Annotated in this window: 13 protein-coding genes; 9 read left to right on the plus strand and 4 right to left on the minus strand. The window is 41.4% G+C overall.

Features of this window, described 5'->3' with window-relative positions; genetic code table 11:
* Window positions 1-32: 32 nt before the first annotated feature.
* A complete protein-coding gene (locus A5882_RS08795) occupies window positions 33-821 on the minus strand; it encodes a MerR family transcriptional regulator (protein ID WP_086299176.1) in 789 nt (262 codons plus the stop codon).
* 73 nt (window positions 822-894) lie between these two features.
* Here A5882_RS08795 and A5882_RS08800 point away from each other — a divergent pair, with 73 nt between their 5' ends.
* The 4 genes from A5882_RS08800 to A5882_RS08815 all read left to right on the plus strand — a co-directional run bounded on the left by A5882_RS08800 (window position 895) and on the right by A5882_RS08815 (window position 5,464).
* Window positions 895-1,518 carry a GNAT family N-acetyltransferase gene (locus tag A5882_RS08800; protein ID WP_086299177.1) on the plus strand — a complete coding sequence of 208 codons (624 nt, stop codon included), beginning with the start codon at window positions 895-897 and terminating at the stop codon, window positions 1,516-1,518.
* Window positions 1,519-1,675: 157 nt separating this feature from the next.
* Entirely contained in the window at window positions 1,676-2,515 is an 840-nt protein-coding gene (locus A5882_RS08805) for a Cof-type HAD-IIB family hydrolase (protein ID WP_176462016.1), read from the plus strand.
* A 108-nt stretch (window positions 2,516-2,623) separates the two neighbouring features.
* Window positions 2,624-3,571: a hypothetical protein gene (locus tag A5882_RS08810; protein WP_016613784.1), complete on the plus strand. Its 948-nt coding sequence runs from the start codon at window positions 2,624-2,626 to the stop codon at window positions 3,569-3,571.
* 228 nt (window positions 3,572-3,799) lie between these two features.
* Window positions 3,800-5,464, plus strand: a complete 1,665-nt coding sequence (locus A5882_RS08815; RefSeq protein WP_086372674.1) for a peptide ABC transporter substrate-binding protein — start codon at window positions 3,800-3,802, stop codon at window positions 5,462-5,464.
* Window positions 5,465-5,657: 193 nt separating this feature from the next.
* On the opposite strand, the gene A5882_RS08820 is transcribed toward A5882_RS08815, so the two are convergent.
* Both A5882_RS08820 and A5882_RS08825 read right to left on the minus strand, forming a co-directional pair.
* The gene (locus A5882_RS08820) at window positions 5,658-6,239 is read right to left on the minus strand and encodes a polymer-forming cytoskeletal protein (protein WP_005237347.1); all 582 of its coding nucleotides are present in this window, start codon (window positions 6,237-6,239) and stop codon (window positions 5,658-5,660) included.
* 245 nt (window positions 6,240-6,484) lie between these two features.
* Window positions 6,485-7,294, minus strand: a complete 810-nt coding sequence (locus A5882_RS08825; protein ID WP_008377267.1) for a MurR/RpiR family transcriptional regulator — start codon at window positions 7,292-7,294, stop codon at window positions 6,485-6,487.
* Window positions 7,295-7,401: 107 nt separating this feature from the next.
* On the opposite strand from A5882_RS08825, the gene A5882_RS08830 reads away from it, so the two are divergent.
* From A5882_RS08830 to A5882_RS08850, 5 genes are all read left to right on the plus strand, one after another.
* Window positions 7,402-9,273, plus strand: a complete 1,872-nt coding sequence (locus A5882_RS08830) for a beta-glucoside-specific PTS transporter subunit IIABC (protein ID WP_086372675.1) — start codon at window positions 7,402-7,404, stop codon at window positions 9,271-9,273.
* Entirely contained in the window at window positions 9,270-10,712 is a 1,443-nt protein-coding gene (locus tag A5882_RS08835; RefSeq protein WP_086372676.1) for a glycoside hydrolase family 1 protein, read from the plus strand. Before A5882_RS08830 ends, A5882_RS08835 begins: the two co-directional genes overlap by 4 nt.
* 1 nt (window position 10,713) lies before the next feature.
* Window positions 10,714-12,174, plus strand: a complete 1,461-nt coding sequence (locus tag A5882_RS08840; protein ID WP_086372677.1) for a glycoside hydrolase family 1 protein — start codon at window positions 10,714-10,716, stop codon at window positions 12,172-12,174.
* 247 nt (window positions 12,175-12,421) lie between these two features.
* Complete coding sequence (locus A5882_RS08845) at window positions 12,422-12,622, plus strand: cold-shock protein (protein ID WP_005225331.1); 201 nt, start codon at window positions 12,422-12,424, stop codon at window positions 12,620-12,622.
* Between the two features lie 589 nt (window positions 12,623-13,211).
* Complete coding sequence (locus A5882_RS08850; RefSeq protein WP_005237337.1) at window positions 13,212-13,565, plus strand: nuclear transport factor 2 family protein; 354 nt, start codon at window positions 13,212-13,214, stop codon at window positions 13,563-13,565.
* Between the two features lie 449 nt (window positions 13,566-14,014).
* Here A5882_RS08850 and A5882_RS08855 read toward each other — a convergent pair whose 3' ends face one another.
* A complete protein-coding gene (locus A5882_RS08855; protein WP_016613791.1) occupies window positions 14,015-15,415 on the minus strand; it encodes a metallophosphoesterase in 1,401 nt (466 codons plus the stop codon).
* Window positions 15,416-15,447 lie beyond the last annotated feature (32 nt).

A 15,447-nucleotide genomic window follows, 5' to 3' on the forward strand; every position in this document is an offset into this window, starting at 1 on the left:
CATTTACTTTTTAGTGTTGTTTAGACGAATCCTTATTCCTCAGATAAAATCCGGACTTGGATCTCTGTCAAATAAGCTTGCTCGTTGCTAAGGGTCGTTTCATGGATCGATCGTTCATAGAAGTAGTCATCGATTTGCCATTGGTGCGCTGCAATCAGCTGCTTGAGTTTTTGATAGAACTGCTTCAATCCTTCGTCATCCCCCTGATAAATGGTGGTTAAATAGCAACCTGCCGGTTTCACGAAGGAAGCTCGTTGTGGTTCTTCTTGCCGCACATAAACGTAGTCGATGTCCTGCGTATTGCCTTTGTTCGTCCGAATCATAAAACCGTATTCGTTATTCGAGAAAAGATAAGGCTGTGCCATCAAAAGGTCGTAGGCTTGGGTGATCATCTCTGGGATGCTGCTGCCGTTTAATCTAGGACTAAGGGAGAAATACTCCTCTGGCTGTTCCTTCAAGGTGAAGGGGGAAGTTTTTTCTGCAGCCAGACGCAAGTCCGCTGCTTTTCGTTCGATGATTTTTTGGATGTTGGACAACTGCTGAATTTTTTCATCGATGGTTTGCCGCTTGGCTTCCAATAAGTTTCTCATGGTCTCGGCATCCCCCTGCAACGCTGTTTGAATCTCTTTTAAGGGCATCGATAATTCTTTCAAAGACAGGATCAATCCGAGATCCAAAAGTTGATCAAGGGAATAATACCGGTACCCGTTCTCGTCTTTGCTGTTTGGTTGAAATAGCCCAATCTCGTCATAATAGTGGAGTGTCCGAGGATTGATTCGCGCTAAGCGTGCCATTTCCGATACTTTTAATTTGGTTTTCATGGCGCTCCTCCTTGACTTTACAGTTACTGTAAACTTTATACTAAAGATAGTCAACTACTGGGAGGAAGATAGAATGAATAAACAAGTAACATATCGACCATTTAAACGAGAAGATCTGCCTGCGCTTGTGCAAGTAATTATTGATAGCTGGAACTACGACAAGCAATTTGACCCGAAGACCGCCAAACACTTTGCTCATGTCTTTTTGTGTTATGAACTTGCCCGTGCTACCTATTCACGTGTGGCTCTTTTAAATGGTGAAGCTGTCGGTATCTTATTAGCAGACAGTAAAAGAGGGAAGAAGCTTCATCCAATGCGCTATTGGGGGAAAACGATGTGGCATGCTGGCTGCTTAATGCTTTCTAATCAAGGGAGAAACACGCTGCTGCATTATGCCAAAGAGGTGGCTGAGTTAAATCAAGCGATGTTGAAAGACTTACAAATTCCTTTTCAGACCGAAGTTGGTTTGTTTGCCGTTAGTCCCAAAACACAAGGATTGGGTGTAGGCAAGCAACTCTTTACTTCCTTCTTAGCGATGGTCCAGCATGATAAAACAGCTCCGTTTTTCCTTTATACCGATACCACTTGTAATTACGGTTTTTATGAGCATATGGGCTTGAAGCGGGCAGCTGCTGTGAAACGCTGGATCAAAAAGCCGATCAAGAAGGAAATCGAGTTTTATATCTATACTTCCTAAGAGTGCAGCGATGCACTCTTTTTTTCATTGGCTAGTATGGTAAACTGGAAGCAAAGAAGGACAAGAAAGCTGTTTTCGTTTTATGGAAACGGCGCTTGTTTTGGTCGAAAGCGATGGATCAATTCGCTTTCGTAAAAAGGATGGGGAATGGGAAAGGATGGTTTATTTGGAAAAAAAGCAGATTGGGTTTATTTTAAGTGATATCGATGGGACGATCTTGGATCATAAACATCAAATCGATCCGGTTTTGATTGAAGAAATCAAACGGTTGAAGCAGCAAGCGATTCCTTTTGTTTTGGCTTCCGCTCGCTCCCCGAAAGGAATGCTACCGATAGCTGAAGAATTAGAGATAGAAGACTGGCCCTTGGCTTGCTACAACGGTGCCCTGATTGGACGGTACGATCATACGGGTACGCTTGTACCAATATTTATTCATGAGGTCAAAAAAGCAGAAGCAAAAACTTTGGTTGCGCGCATCAAAGCTGATTTTCCTGGTGTTTCCATCAATGTCTACTCTGGTGATCAGTGGTATTGCGAAAGAGTGGACCAATGGGCACGAGCAGAAGCGGCGATCACCAAAGAGACTCCTGTAGAAACTTCATTAGAACAACTGTTGGCACAAGAAGCTTTTGAGGTTCATAAGTTTCTTTTGATCGGCACAACGGCAGAAATCCAAGCGCTTCATGCTGCCTGCCAGAACGCTGACTTTTTAGAAAGCGCCTTTTATTTATCCAAAGAGAATTATTTGGAAGTCACTCATCAAGCTGTGGGAAAAGATAAGGCGCTAAATGAATTAGCGGCCTATTTCCAAGTGTCGCTGGCGCAAACCTTAGCGATCGGCGATAATTTTAATGACCTGCCAATGATTGCTTCAGCCGGTATCGGTGTTGCGATGGAGAATGCGCCCGATTTGGTCAAAGCAAAAGCTGATTTTGTGACGGCTAGCAATACAGACCATGGGGTTGCTGATGCATTGCGGCGATTTGTCACAGAATAAATAAAAAAACTAGGTTTTTTGAACAAATTGATTGACTTTCATTTCTACTCTCCTTAAACTTTTAGCTATACCTAAAAAGGTAAGTGTTTGTTGGAAAGAAGGAGAAAAATGAATAAGAAGATCGAGAAGACATTGACCAAATTTGCCGAGCCGTTGGGGCTCTCAGTTGATACTTCCACCGGGGTGATTTATGGAACGTATCATAGTTATAAACTTTTTTTAGTTCAAGAGAATAACAATAGTTATTCTCTTGTGGCTCATTTTTCCCTTAGCAAAGAGGGGGAACTTCCGAACCAAGAAGAAGTCAAAGAAGTTTTAAGTGAGTCAAAAGAGATCACCGACTGTGTGATCCAAGGATATCAAGTTGCCTATACATTACGCGGAGCGATGACTGCAGGGAAAACTGTGGACAAGATCCGTACTGCGTTGGACCAATTGACGAATTTCTTGAAGACGAAAGGTTACCAAAATGCTTGTACCTTCTGCGGAACGATCACTGAGCCGGTTTCGCTGTATGCTATTGGCGGCACTCCCGTCATTGCGTGTGAAGCTTGCTTTAAGAAACAACAAGAAGCGGTCCTTGCACAAGAACGGGAAAAAGGGCAGAAAAAAGAAAATTGGCTAGCTGGAACAGTGGGCGCGTTTCTTGGTTCACTGATTGGTGCCGGCGCAATTATTTTATTAGGACAACTGGGATATGTAGCTGCATTGTCTGGAATCGCAATGGCGATCTGTGCCATCAAAGGGTATGAATTATTAGGTGGAAAACTCAGTACAAAAGGTATTATTAGTAGTATCATCGTCATGATCATTATGGTCTATGTCGGGAATCGTATCGACTGGTCGATCAGTGTAGCGAATTATTACACGGACGTTGATGTCTTCTACGCTTTCCGTATTTTACCTGATTTGATTCGTGAAGGGTATTTGGAAGCGAGTCAATATTACGGGAACTTAGGTCTGGTCTATCTCTTTACGGCGATTGGGGCTATTCCAACTATTATCGCTGCGGTACGAGAGGGTAAAGTGACGCGTCAAAGCTATAAAATGGAGTAATCCACTTTTCTATCCAAAGATAAAAAAACGCAAAGCGCGATCTCTTTCGCTTTGTGTTTTTTGTTTTTGTGTCATAAATAATAACATGCAGTGTTAACATAAAAAATAAATAATAATAAAATGAGAAAAATAGCTTGCTTTTATAATTAATATTTATTAAAATCTTATTTACATTCAGAGTTTTGTAATAATTCTGAAAATTTTGGATTTTCATAAGGGGTAGGTAAGATGAAGAAAAAATGGGGATATGGTGTCATCGCTGTTTGTGGAATCGTATTAGCAGGTTGCTCAACAGGAGGGACATCAAGTACAGGTGAAAGTTCAAGTGGTAGTGGGACAGCAGCTGCCGAACAAATTTTTAATGTTGTGGTTCAACAAGAAATGCCTAGTGCTGATCTATCCTTAGCCACCGATACGATCAGTTTCAGTGCTTTAAATAATGTGTATGAAGGGTTGTACCGCTTAGATGCTGATAGTAAGCCCGAACCAGCAGGTGCCGCCGAATTAGCGGAAGTCAGTGAAGATGGTCTGACCTATAAATTGAAATTACGTGAAGATGCCAAATGGTCAAATGGAGAACCAGTAACAGCAGCGGATTATGTCTTTGGCTGGCAACGCACCGTAAGTGCGGAAACAGGTTCTGAATATGCGTACTTATTTGCGCCCGTAACCAATGCCGAAGCGATAACAGCAGGTGAAAAAGATGCCTCAGAATTGGGGATCAAAGCAGTCAGCGACTATGAATTAGAAATCACGCTGACGACACCTACGCCATACTTCCAATACTTATTGGCATTTCCATCCTTCTTCCCACAAAGCCAAGCAGTCGTAGAAGACAACGGCGATCAATATGCTTCAACAAGCGACAATGCCGTTTACAATGGACCGTTTGTGTTAGCTGGCTTTGATGGTCCAGGAACCGATACAGAATGGTCATATGAAAAGAACGACCAATATTGGGATAAAGATACGGTGAAACTTGATACGATCAATGTCAGTGTCGTAAAAGAATCATCGACCTCTTTGAATCTATTCCAGGATGGGCAAGCGGACGACGTCATCTTAACAGGAGAATTGGCGCAGCAAATGGCCAATGATGAAGCGTTTGTGTCAGAACCATTAGCCCGTACTTCCTATATCGAGTTGAATCAGCGAGAAGAAGATTCGCCATTTCGCAATGAGGATCTGCGTAAAGCAATCTCTTATGCCATCGATCGTGATGCATTAGTGACATCGATTTTAGGTGATGGTTCATTGGCTTCCACAGGATTGATACCAAAAGGAATGACCTTTAAACCAACTGATAATACTGATTTTGTCGATGAAGCGGAAAGTGTCATTGAATACGATCAAGAAAAAGCCAAAGAACATTGGGAAAAAGCCAAAGAGGCTTTGGGAATCGATTCTTTAAGTTTTGAAATTTTGGCCTCTGACACAGACTCAACCAAAAAAGCCATTGAATATATTCAAAGTGCGATTCAAGATACGCTTGATGGGGTGAAAGTTAGCCTAAGTCCAGTACCTTTCTCCGTTCGCCTTGATCGTTCAAACTCAGGTGATTTTGATGTCGTTATGGGTGGCTGGGGTGCTGACTATGCGGATGCCAGCAGTTTTACAGATCTATTTGTAACCGATAATTCATACAACCGAGGTCGTTGGACAAGCGATGAGTACGATGCAGCAGTGAAATCATCTGCCACGACAAATGCTGGCAATCCAGATGCCCGCTGGCAAGATTTGTTGGATGCAGAGAAAATCATCATGGATCAACAAGGGGTTATCCCTGTGTACCAAAACGTTGAAGCTCATTTACGTGCACCAAAAGTAAAAGGGGTCGTTTCTCACGGTGCCGGTGCGCAATACGATTACAAGTGGGCAGTTATTGAAGAATAAGCGCCTAAAGAAGAAGCTGGTTTTGCGTAAGCAAGCCAGTTTTTTTCTTGTGCTTTGTTCTTACTTACACAATGTTAGTAATGAGAGCGGATGCAATTGTTTATAAAAAAACAAAAAAAAGTTGACAAGGATCAATGATCAACTTGTCAACCTCGTTTTTTCTTCATCTATTTCACAGAAATCCAGTGAAAGATTATTCGCTAACTGTTACGTCGCCTGTTACAGAAGCGCCATCTTCGTCAAGTGTTGCTGAATCTTGGAATTCTTTTGAAGTGAATGTTACGTTACCTTCAACTTTTGCACCGTTCAATACAAAGCCGTTTGCATTCACTTCAACGTCACCTTTGATTACACCGTGAACGATGTTGAAGTTTTCTGAGTTAACGATCAATTTAGGAACAGTTACTGTGTACTCAGCTGTTACGTTGCGGTCTTCATCTTGTGAGTACAATGCAAATTTACGGTAGATATCAGCTGAGTCATCGCCTTTATCATGGAATTCGCCATCAACGGTTACATCGTTATCAAATGTCATGTCAGCAGTTACAGCAACGATCCAGTTACCATCTGCACCCAATGCTTTTTCAATGACTGAAGTTTGGTCACTGATAGAAGCAGTTGAAACAACATCATCTGATGATTCAGTTGATGCAGCAGTTGAAGCTGCTGTTGATGATGAGCTTGCAGCTGTGTCGTTATCTGAACTACATGCAGCTAAAAGAGTGCCTCCCATAAGCAATGATGCAGCGATTAAAGTGATTTTAGTTTTTTTCATGTTTCCTTCTCCTTTGTATTCCCATAGTTTTCTTAAAAACAAAATGATTATACCATACCGAAGTGAAGTTTGTGAAACAAAAAACATAAATGAGGAGAAATTTAATAAATATCAGCCTAGGATTAAAAAAATTTCAAAGAAACTAGGAATAAATGCGTGACGCTTACGAATGAATGAGACATCTCATTCACAAAGAACCCTCCATTATGGAGGAAATGCACTTCTTCTATAATGGAGGGTCATTACTACATTCGCTTTCGATCAGTCAACTGCTTGAACTTCGATACGATCAAATCCATGATGAACTGATACATAAAGGCATGGGTTTGGAAATGGGTTTGATGAGGGAAGATGATTGCTTCTTGGACAAAGGGAAGTTCCGAGATCTGTGGGTTGGCGGTGATCACGATGACTTTGGCTTTGGTTCGATCAAAGAAATCTTTTCGAGGCGTTCCATTTCGAATTTGTTGCTTGGTCAGGTAGTCACCGGAATTGGTAAAAATAATAAAAAGCGATTCTTCATCGGCAGATTTGATGATTTCTTCCTGTACGAGATCGTCTTGGAAGGTCCGAATGAACTTGCCGTTGTAAGCTAGTTTGATCTGGAAATCAATAGCAGCCGATTCTGAGAATAATATTCCAAAAGCAAAGACATTTTTATGCGAAACAATTGCTTGTGCGACCCGTTCGATGGCTGGCAGATCAAGATGATGCCGCAGATAATCGATGTCTTGTATCACTGCGTCAAAATAGGAGTCTACGCCTTCTTGCTCCAAAGCAGACAAAATATTCGAGCGATAATTTAGCGGATTGTTGAAGCGGTTCTCGATGAAAGCTGCGTTGTCTTTTAAATCACCATAGTCATCAAAGCCTAAGGTACGGGCGAATTTTGAAACGGTTGACTTTGACACATGGCAAAGAGCGGCGAATTCACCAATACTTAGAGTTTGGATCTGATCGTAATAGTTGATCATGGTCAAACCGATATAGTAGTTGGTGGAATCAGTGGGTGCATTATTTAAAAGATTCAATAAACGAATGATTAAGAGGCCCATTTTCTTTCCTTTCTTGTAAGCAGTTTCCAAATTGCGAACTTTCGCAGGTGTGAGAAAAAAATCTGCTATAGTAACGCCATAAAGCGCTTTATAAATCAAACACGGGAGTGAGTCATTTGGCAAAAGATTATTCAAAACTTGCTAGTGAAATTATAGCACAGGTCGGTGGGGAACAAAATATCGTTAGCCTGTATCATTGCATCACTAGATTGCGTTTTAAGTTGAAAGATGTCGAGTTGGCACGAAAAAATAAGAACAAAATTCAGCAGCTTGATGGGGTATTGTCAGTCATTGAAGGAAATGGCCAGTTTCAAGTCGTGATTGGGAATCATGTGGCAGATGTTTTTCAAACGATCATGAGCAAGTATTCGATCCAAAACGCTTTGGAAAGTGATGGAGATGCCGAAGAATCAACAGAAAAACAAGGCAATGTATTTATCCAATTCTTCAATGTATTGTCTGCGATCTTTAATCCAATCATTGTTGCGCTTGCAGGGGCAGGGATGTTGAAAGCTTTACTAGTTGTTTTTACGACCTATCATTTGATGGACGCAGAAGGAAGCACCTATAAAATATTAGCTGCTGCTGGCAATAGTGTCTTTTATTTCTTGCCTTTATTTTTAGCGATCAGTGCAGCGCGGATTTTCAAAGTCAATATGTTTATTGCTTTAGCAATCGTTGGGGCGTTGCTGGAGCCGAATTTTACAGCAATGGTGACGGAAAACGGTGTGACGGTTGATTTCTTTGGCATCCCAGCTGTGCTGATGGGGTATTCGGGTACCGTGATTCCAGCGATCGTTTCGATCTATATCTACTCGCACTTGGAACGCCTACTCAAACGGATCATTCCTAAGAGTATCGAGATTTTTGCTCTATCGCTAGTGGCTCTTTTGATCATGGTGCCTCTGACCGTTTTGATCATTGGACCGGTAGGTGTAATGCTTGGGGACGGTTTAGGCAATGCCATGAACTTTATCAGCGATAAGAGAGGGCTGTTGGCTGGCTTGTTGATCGGTGGCGGTTGGACATTCTTAGTAATGATCGGGATCCATTGGGGAGTTGTACCGATCATGGTCAATAACCTAGCGGTATATGGCTATGATACGCTGCGCCCGATGATCGCAGCAGCAACATTTGCGAGTGCTGGGGTTGCTTTAGGTGTATTTTTACGCTCTCGCAGAAAAGAAACCAAAGGTCTGGCGCTATCTTCCTTGCTTCCAGCATTGCTTGGAGGAATTACAGAACCCATCGTCTATGGACTTTCGGTAAAATTTAAAAAGCCGTTGATTGCTCAAACCATCGTTGGTGCCATTGCGGGTGCGTTTATGGGCATGATGCAAACCAAGGCCATCGTCTATGTTTTTCCAGCATTGACGACATTGCCAGCTTTCTTTGGGGACACCTTTGTGTACTATTTGATCGGCATTGCCTTTGCGTTCTTCGGTACTGCTATTTTGACCTATGTATTAGGATTTGAAGAAACGCTAGAACCTGTTTTAGAAGAAGGTGCAGGGCTGCAAGTGATGACACCAGTTGCTGGTGAAGCGATCACGCTTGATGATGTCAAAGATGAAGTATTTTCTTCTCGAGCAATGGGAGATGGATTAGCCGTTTATCCATCAGCCGGCGATATTTATGCGCCACTTACTGGTACGGTTGTGACAGTGTTTCCAACTGGACATGCTTTTGGGATCCAATCAGCTGCTGGGACGGAAGTGTTGGTTCATATCGGCTTAGACACGGTTGATTTAGCAAAAGGCGTGTTTGAGATTTCGGTGAAACAAGGGGATCAAGTCGTGAAGGGGCAAAAAATTGGCACCTTTGACTTAGCAAAAATTATTGAAAAAGGATATGATCCGACAACCATGTTGGTCTTTACCAGTGTGATCAAAGAAGATGCATTGACAGTTGTGGATCAAGCGAAAAAAGACGTTACCGCATTGGTAGCAAATGATTTATTAAAAGGAGCGATTTCATGAGTGTATTTCCAAAAAAATTCCTATGGGGCGGCGCAATCGCCGCAAATCAAGCCGAAGGAGCTTATTTGGAAGGAGGAAAAGGATTAAGCGTAGCAGATATTTTACCAGTTGGTGAAAAACGTATTGAGCAAGTTTCACTGCAGCTTGAAGAGGAAAACTTTTATCCGAGCCATGAAGCCATCGACTTTTATCATCGGTACCCAGAAGACATTGAACTGTTTGCGGAAATGGGCTTGAAATGTTTGCGTACCTCAATTGCTTGGAGTCGCATTTTTCCGAATGGGGATGAGACGGAACCGAATGAAGCAGGTTTACAATTTTATGATGATTTATTTGATGCCTTGAATGAAAAAGGGATCCAACCAGTTGTTACGTTAGCTCACTTTGAGACACCACTGCATTTGGTAACGAAATATGGTGGTTGGCAAAATCGTGCACTGATCGATTTTTTTGATCGGTATACAAAAGTGGTTTTTGCACGCTATAAAGGGAAAGTGAAATATTGGATGACTTTTAATGAAATCAACCATACCCATACGATCCCTTTACTCGCAGCAGGTATCGATGTGTTTTCTTTCGAGACTGAAGAAGAAAAATTACAGGCACTTTATCAAGCGAGTCATAATATGTTTGTTGCAAGTGCCAAAGCAGTTCTGAATGGGAAGGCAGTAGATGAAAACAATCAGATTGGCTGTATGCTGTCACTGAGTCCGATTTATCCTGCAACGTGCAACCCGCAAGATGTTTTTGAATCGTATCAACTGCGCCGTCGTTCTTTGTTTTATAGTGATGTGCAATTGCGAGGAGCGTATCCTGAATACTTCGACCGCATCGTGAAGGATAATCATCTGTTGCTGGACATTACAGAAGAAGATCTAGCGATCATTAAAGCGGGGACCTGCGATTATTTAGGCTTTAGTTTTTACCGCAGCTCATTACATGAAGCGGGCATGAAAATTTTAGGCAATACTGGCGGATTATTGGGGAAAAAGAATCCTTACCTAAAAGAAACTGCTTGGGGATGGCCGATCGATCCGTTGGCATTACGCTATGTTTGCAGCGAATTGACTGATCGCTATCAAAAACCATTATTTATCGTTGAAAACGGAATTGGTTTAAAGGATGTTGTCAATGAAGATGGATCGATCGTCGATGAAGAACGGATGGCTTATTTGAAAGACCATGTAAAGGCAATGGCGGAATCGATCAAAGATGGCGCAACGATTCTAGGCTATACATGGTGGGGACCGATCGATATCGTTTCTGCGGGGACAGGAGAGATGGAAAAACGATACGGCTTTATCTATGTCGATAAGCAAAATGATGGTAGCGGAGATCTTTCCCGCAAGAAAAAAGCTAGTTTTGCGTATTATCAGCAAGTGATCGCCACGAATGGGGAAGCGTTGGCGTACGAATCATTTTTGAAAGGAGGCAAGTAAAATGAAAAGTTATTTTCCAAAAGATTTCCTCTGGGGGGGAGCAACAGCTGCCAACCAAGTTGAAGGAGGCTCTGGGATCGATGGAAAAGGCTTGTCGGTTTCTGATGTATATCTGTTCGATTCCTCAATGCCGAAAGAACGTTGGACTGACCAATGGCATATGATGACTCATCAGCAAGTTGCAGAAGCACAGGATCCTAACAGCACGAAATACTATCCGAAAAGACAGGGCATCGATTTTTATCATCACTTTAAAGAAGATATTCGCTTATTTGCTGAGATGGGCTTCAAAGCCTATCGGATGTCAATTGCCTGGACACGGATCTTTCCAAAGGGGAATGAGGTAGAGCCAAACGAAGCTGGATTGGCATTTTACGACGCAGTCTTTGATGAATGTTTGAAGTATGGGATTGAACCAGTGGTATCACTATCCCATTATGAGATGCCTTTGTATTTAGTGACTGAGTATGGAGGATGGCCGAATCGGCAAGTGATCGACTTTTATGTCCGTTTTGCCAAGACGGTGATTGAGCGATACCAAAAGAAAGTCAAATACTGGGTGACTTTTAATGAAATCAACTGTGTCAAACACCATCCATATGTTAGTGTTGGGATCATTGAAGAAGGCCATCCAAATATTGAACAAGACAAGTACCAAGGGGCGCACCATCAATTTGTCGCCAGCGCAATCGTGACTGACTTTTGCCATCGATTGATTCCCGATGCCAAGGTCGGCTGTATGATCAGCTATCAATTATTAACGCCGTACAGCTGTGATCCAGATGATGTCCAAAAAACAGTCGAAAGTCAACGAACCTCACTCTTTTTCAGTGATGTGCAGGCAAGAGGCTATTATCCAGCATATGCCAACCGCATGTTTGAAGAAAAAGGAGTGGAATTGGTGATCGAACCAGGAGATTTAGAAGTCATCCGGGAAAACCCTGTGGATTTTGTTTCCTTCAGTTACTATATGTCCAGTGCAGTCAGCGCGCATCCAGAACGATTGGAAAGTGCTGTCGGGAATTTGATTACTGGTGGGATCAAAAACCCCTATTTGCCAAGCAGTAAATGGGGTTGGCAGATCGATCCCAAAGGGTTGCGAATAGCATTGAATCAACTCTATGATCGCTACCAAAAACCTTTGTTTATTGCCGAAAACGGTTTGGGAGCAGAGGATGTCGTAAACGAAGATGGCACCATCGATGATTTTTATCGAATCGACTATCTGCGTCAGCATATTGAACAAATCAATGAAGCGTTGCATGATGGCGTCGAGGTCTTTGGCTATACGGTATGGGGCTGCATCGATATCATCAGTGCTTCGACCTCACAAATGTCGAAACGCTATGGTTTTATCTACGTCGACCAAGACGATGAAGGCAATGGCACAAAGAAACGCTTGAAGAAAGCGTCTTTTGATTGGTACAAAAAAGTAATTGCTTCAAACGGCGCAACTCTTTGATTTTTGATTCTTCCAGATAAAGCAATTCCTAGGCTTAATCATAAGGTTTCTTAACAATTTCGCTTATTATCAAGAAAAAAGCCCAAATTTATTTGCTATTTTATTTTAACCATGCTATGATGAATAGGTAAAGTTCTGATATGTTAATACTTGTTTATCTTTTCTATTGATACACACTTCAATTACACATCATTTTCTATTACAAACAAATAAACACAGTCGATGTGTAATATGGAGGTATACGTTTATGAATAACGGTACAGTAAAATGGTTTAATGCAGATAAAGGTTTTGGATTTATTACAGGTGAAGACGGCAATGATGTATTTGCTCACTTCTCAGCTATCCAAGGCGACGGCTTCAAAACTTTAGAAGAAGGTCAAGCAGTGACTTTCGACGTTGAAGAAGGCCAACGTGGCTTACAAGCAACAAACATCGTTAAAGGTTAATTGACGTTAACAAGCGAGAATCCATTGGGTTCTCGCTTTTTTTTGTTTTATTTTATATAAGTATTGAAATGGATAAGGTTTCCAGGATCTGTTACAAGAGAATAGTTGCAGGATTTGAGAGCCTAACATGGTAAATAGTACATCTTTGCTTTCGATAGTCAACTAACCCTAAGCGTTGTGTTTTACTTATCCATGATTTCTCATTCGATGATAAGCGTATAAAAAGAGGAAAAGAGAAAGAGGGCACTATACCGTATTCAATAAATAAATGCTTTTCACAGTAAATGAAAAAGTGATTGAACAGGTTTAGTAGCATCGCTATCAATTAAAATCACTGATCGCAAGTGATTCAAATGGCATGTCTCATTTGAATAGAATAAAGAAACAGGTACAGTGGAAAATGCCACGATTCAATGTATGGTCCCCCGTACTTATACAAGAGTAATCGATGTGCAAGATCGATAATTCTTATTCGTTTCATCGATATTGTCTTGAATCAATTGCAAAAGTAGAATATATTGATACAAATTAGATACTTTTTTTATTGCAGATGGGAACAAAGATGATTACCTATCGAGGGGGAATCTATATGAAGCCAAAAGAAATACTTTGCCAATGGGTTGATGCGTTTAATCAAGCAGATGTAGAATGTATTTCAGAATTATATGATGACAATGCAATAAACCATCAGGTTGCCAATGAGCCAGTTATTGGGAAAGAAGCGATAAAGCAGATGTTTGAGCAAGATTTTTCTAACGCAAAAATGGTTTGTATCGTTGAGAACATTTTCGAAGATGGACAATGGGCAATTTTAGAGTGGCGTGACCCATTGGGTTTGAGAGGCTGCGGTTTTTTTCAAATAGTAAATGATAAAATTTTATTTCAAAGAGGCTACTGGGATAAATTATCTTTTTTAAAACAGCACGACTTGCCTATTGAATAAAAGGAATTCCCGTATAGGAATGGTTAGCAGATATGCATGACAGGAAGGTTAATCGCTTCACGTAAAATTCTTAAAGGGCAACACTGTATGAAAACAAAGCTTTTTGTTTAAGTAATGTTTAAGAATAAGTACGTTTTCTTCCATTTGCACTCTGTCTCGTGGTATAGTTATTAATAAGCGACAAATATTTTTGTACCACACGTTACTTGTTTTGAAGAAATTTATTCAAACCTGGCGTAACTTCAGAGTTACAAGGATACAATAGAGGTTAGGGATTGTATCGTTTAAATGAGAAATAAATAATAGTAGTAATAGTATGCTGCACTTTCAAAGAATAAATATTGACTCGTCAGATAGCCTTCTCGTTTACCCAAACGAGAGGGCTATCGTTTATTAGAAAAGAAAAAGTGTCTTTTTCCTAAAAGAAAGGAAGAAGACACTTTTTGGCTTTATTCTGCTGTGAGGGGGATCGTCAGCTTGCGATCATCGGTTTGATCGTCGAGCATTGAATCGACATATTGCTTCAAAAAGTAAGAATAGGTCGATAACCACTGATACTCCTCGGAGTCTTTGATGGCAGCTATTTCCTCGACTGAGTAAGTATCATTGCCAGTAAAAAGGGCCGTGTTCAGCTTCGTGACAAACGTGCAAAGTTGTGTGATCTGGGCTTCTGACAGTTCAGACACGGCGGACAATTGGTCGCGGACCAGTTGGTCGGTGTCATTTTCAAAAATACTTTTCTGGTAGTTTTGATAGTCCAGTAACTGTTCATCAGTTTGCTTCGTTTCAGCCGCCCAAGCATCGAGATCAATCTGCCGAGCTTCGTAGTCGATATCTTTGTCAGAAAGAGAAAGGACGCCGTAGCCTAATTCTGCTGTTGAATAAGACCCAGTGACTGCTTCATAAAGCGAATCATTCCCTTCGTTAATGTCTTGAATGTGGATATGACCAGAGAAAACGGCTGGCACGTTGAAGCGTTCCAACAAAGCGACAGTCTCAGAGGCGTTGTTGAGAACATAACCGTCTTGTAACAATTTATTATGACTGAACAAGTTATGGTGTAAAAAGACCAGTGGTACTTGCTCTGCTTCTTTTGTCAGGGTTAATTGCTCCTCCAACCAGGTTAGAGTAGCTGGTTTCAACTCACCATTCGTTGTAGGCTCATCCCAATTAACCTCAGAATCGTAGATACATGAATCTAGTAAAAAGAGGCGATACTTGTCATTTAACTGAATGCTGTAGCTAAGGGAAGACTTGTCGATACTGTTGGCTTTTTCGTAACCTTCAGCAAAAATCGTTTGAAAATCCTCAGGACTGATTTGATCGGCATAGTATTCCTTTTCACCTTGAAATGCTCGCGCCCAACCATTGTAAATCTCGTGGTTGCCAGGTAATGCTAAAACCATAATGCCAGCTTCTTGCAATGGTTCAAGCAATCTTGCCAACTCTTGAGCACTTGCTTTCTCGCCATTGAGCGTCATATCACCGGTCAAAATAATTCCCGTTGGTTTCTCCTTTAAGGCTTGAGCGGTGAAGGCCTCGATTGATTGTTCTTGATACATCATCTCTTTGCCAGCAGCTCCTTGCGTGAAGGTCTGAAAGGCTTCGCCATTATCATGAAGCGTGGAGGAAAGAAAATGAATATCACTTAAGAGCCAAAACTCACTGTTGCTTGCCTGTTGCAAAGGTGTATCGGCTTCATGCACCTTACGAAATTGAAAGAATAACAGGAAACAGGTGACAAAAAGTGTAAGAAGTGCCAATGGCCAAAACCATTTTTTGTGTGTACGAATCGCGATTCCCTCCTCGCTTGTTTTATTTATTATAGGAAGGAAAAGGAATCTTGTCACATAAAGGGTCTTTTTTTGAAAGATTTCTTGTT

This window comes from Enterococcus sp. 4E1_DIV0656 (assembly GCF_002140695.1).
GTDB lineage: Bacteria > Bacillota > Bacilli > Lactobacillales > Enterococcaceae > Enterococcus_D > Enterococcus_D entomosocium.

Bases quoted from the DNA above. Each gene is read 5' to 3' on its own strand.
- A5882_RS08810 (WP_016613784.1), top strand. From the start codon at position 2,624: ATGAATAAGAAGATCGAGAAGACATTGACCAAATTTGCCGAGCCGTTG.
- A5882_RS08795 (WP_086299176.1), bottom strand. From the start codon at position 821: ATGAAAACCAAATTAAAAGTATCGGAAATGGCACGCTTAGCGCGAATC.
- A5882_RS08800 (WP_086299177.1), top strand. From the start codon at position 895: ATGAATAAACAAGTAACATATCGACCATTTAAACGAGAAGATCTGCCT.
- A5882_RS08840 (WP_086372677.1), top strand. From the start codon at position 10,714: ATGAAAAGTTATTTTCCAAAAGATTTCCTCTGGGGGGGAGCAACAGCT.
- A5882_RS08805 (WP_176462016.1), top strand. From the start codon at position 1,676: ATGGTTTATTTGGAAAAAAAGCAGATTGGGTTTATTTTAAGTGATATC.
- A5882_RS08825 (WP_008377267.1), bottom strand. From the start codon at position 7,294: ATGGGCCTCTTAATCATTCGTTTATTGAATCTTTTAAATAATGCACCC.
- A5882_RS08815 (WP_086372674.1), top strand. From the start codon at position 3,800: ATGAAGAAAAAATGGGGATATGGTGTCATCGCTGTTTGTGGAATCGTA.
- A5882_RS08835 (WP_086372676.1), top strand. From the start codon at position 9,270: ATGAGTGTATTTCCAAAAAAATTCCTATGGGGCGGCGCAATCGCCGCA.
- A5882_RS08845 (WP_005225331.1), top strand. From the start codon at position 12,422: ATGAATAACGGTACAGTAAAATGGTTTAATGCAGATAAAGGTTTTGGA.
- A5882_RS08850 (WP_005237337.1), top strand. From the start codon at position 13,212: ATGAAGCCAAAAGAAATACTTTGCCAATGGGTTGATGCGTTTAATCAA.
- A5882_RS08820 (WP_005237347.1), bottom strand. From the start codon at position 6,239: ATGAAAAAAACTAAAATCACTTTAATCGCTGCATCATTGCTTATGGGA.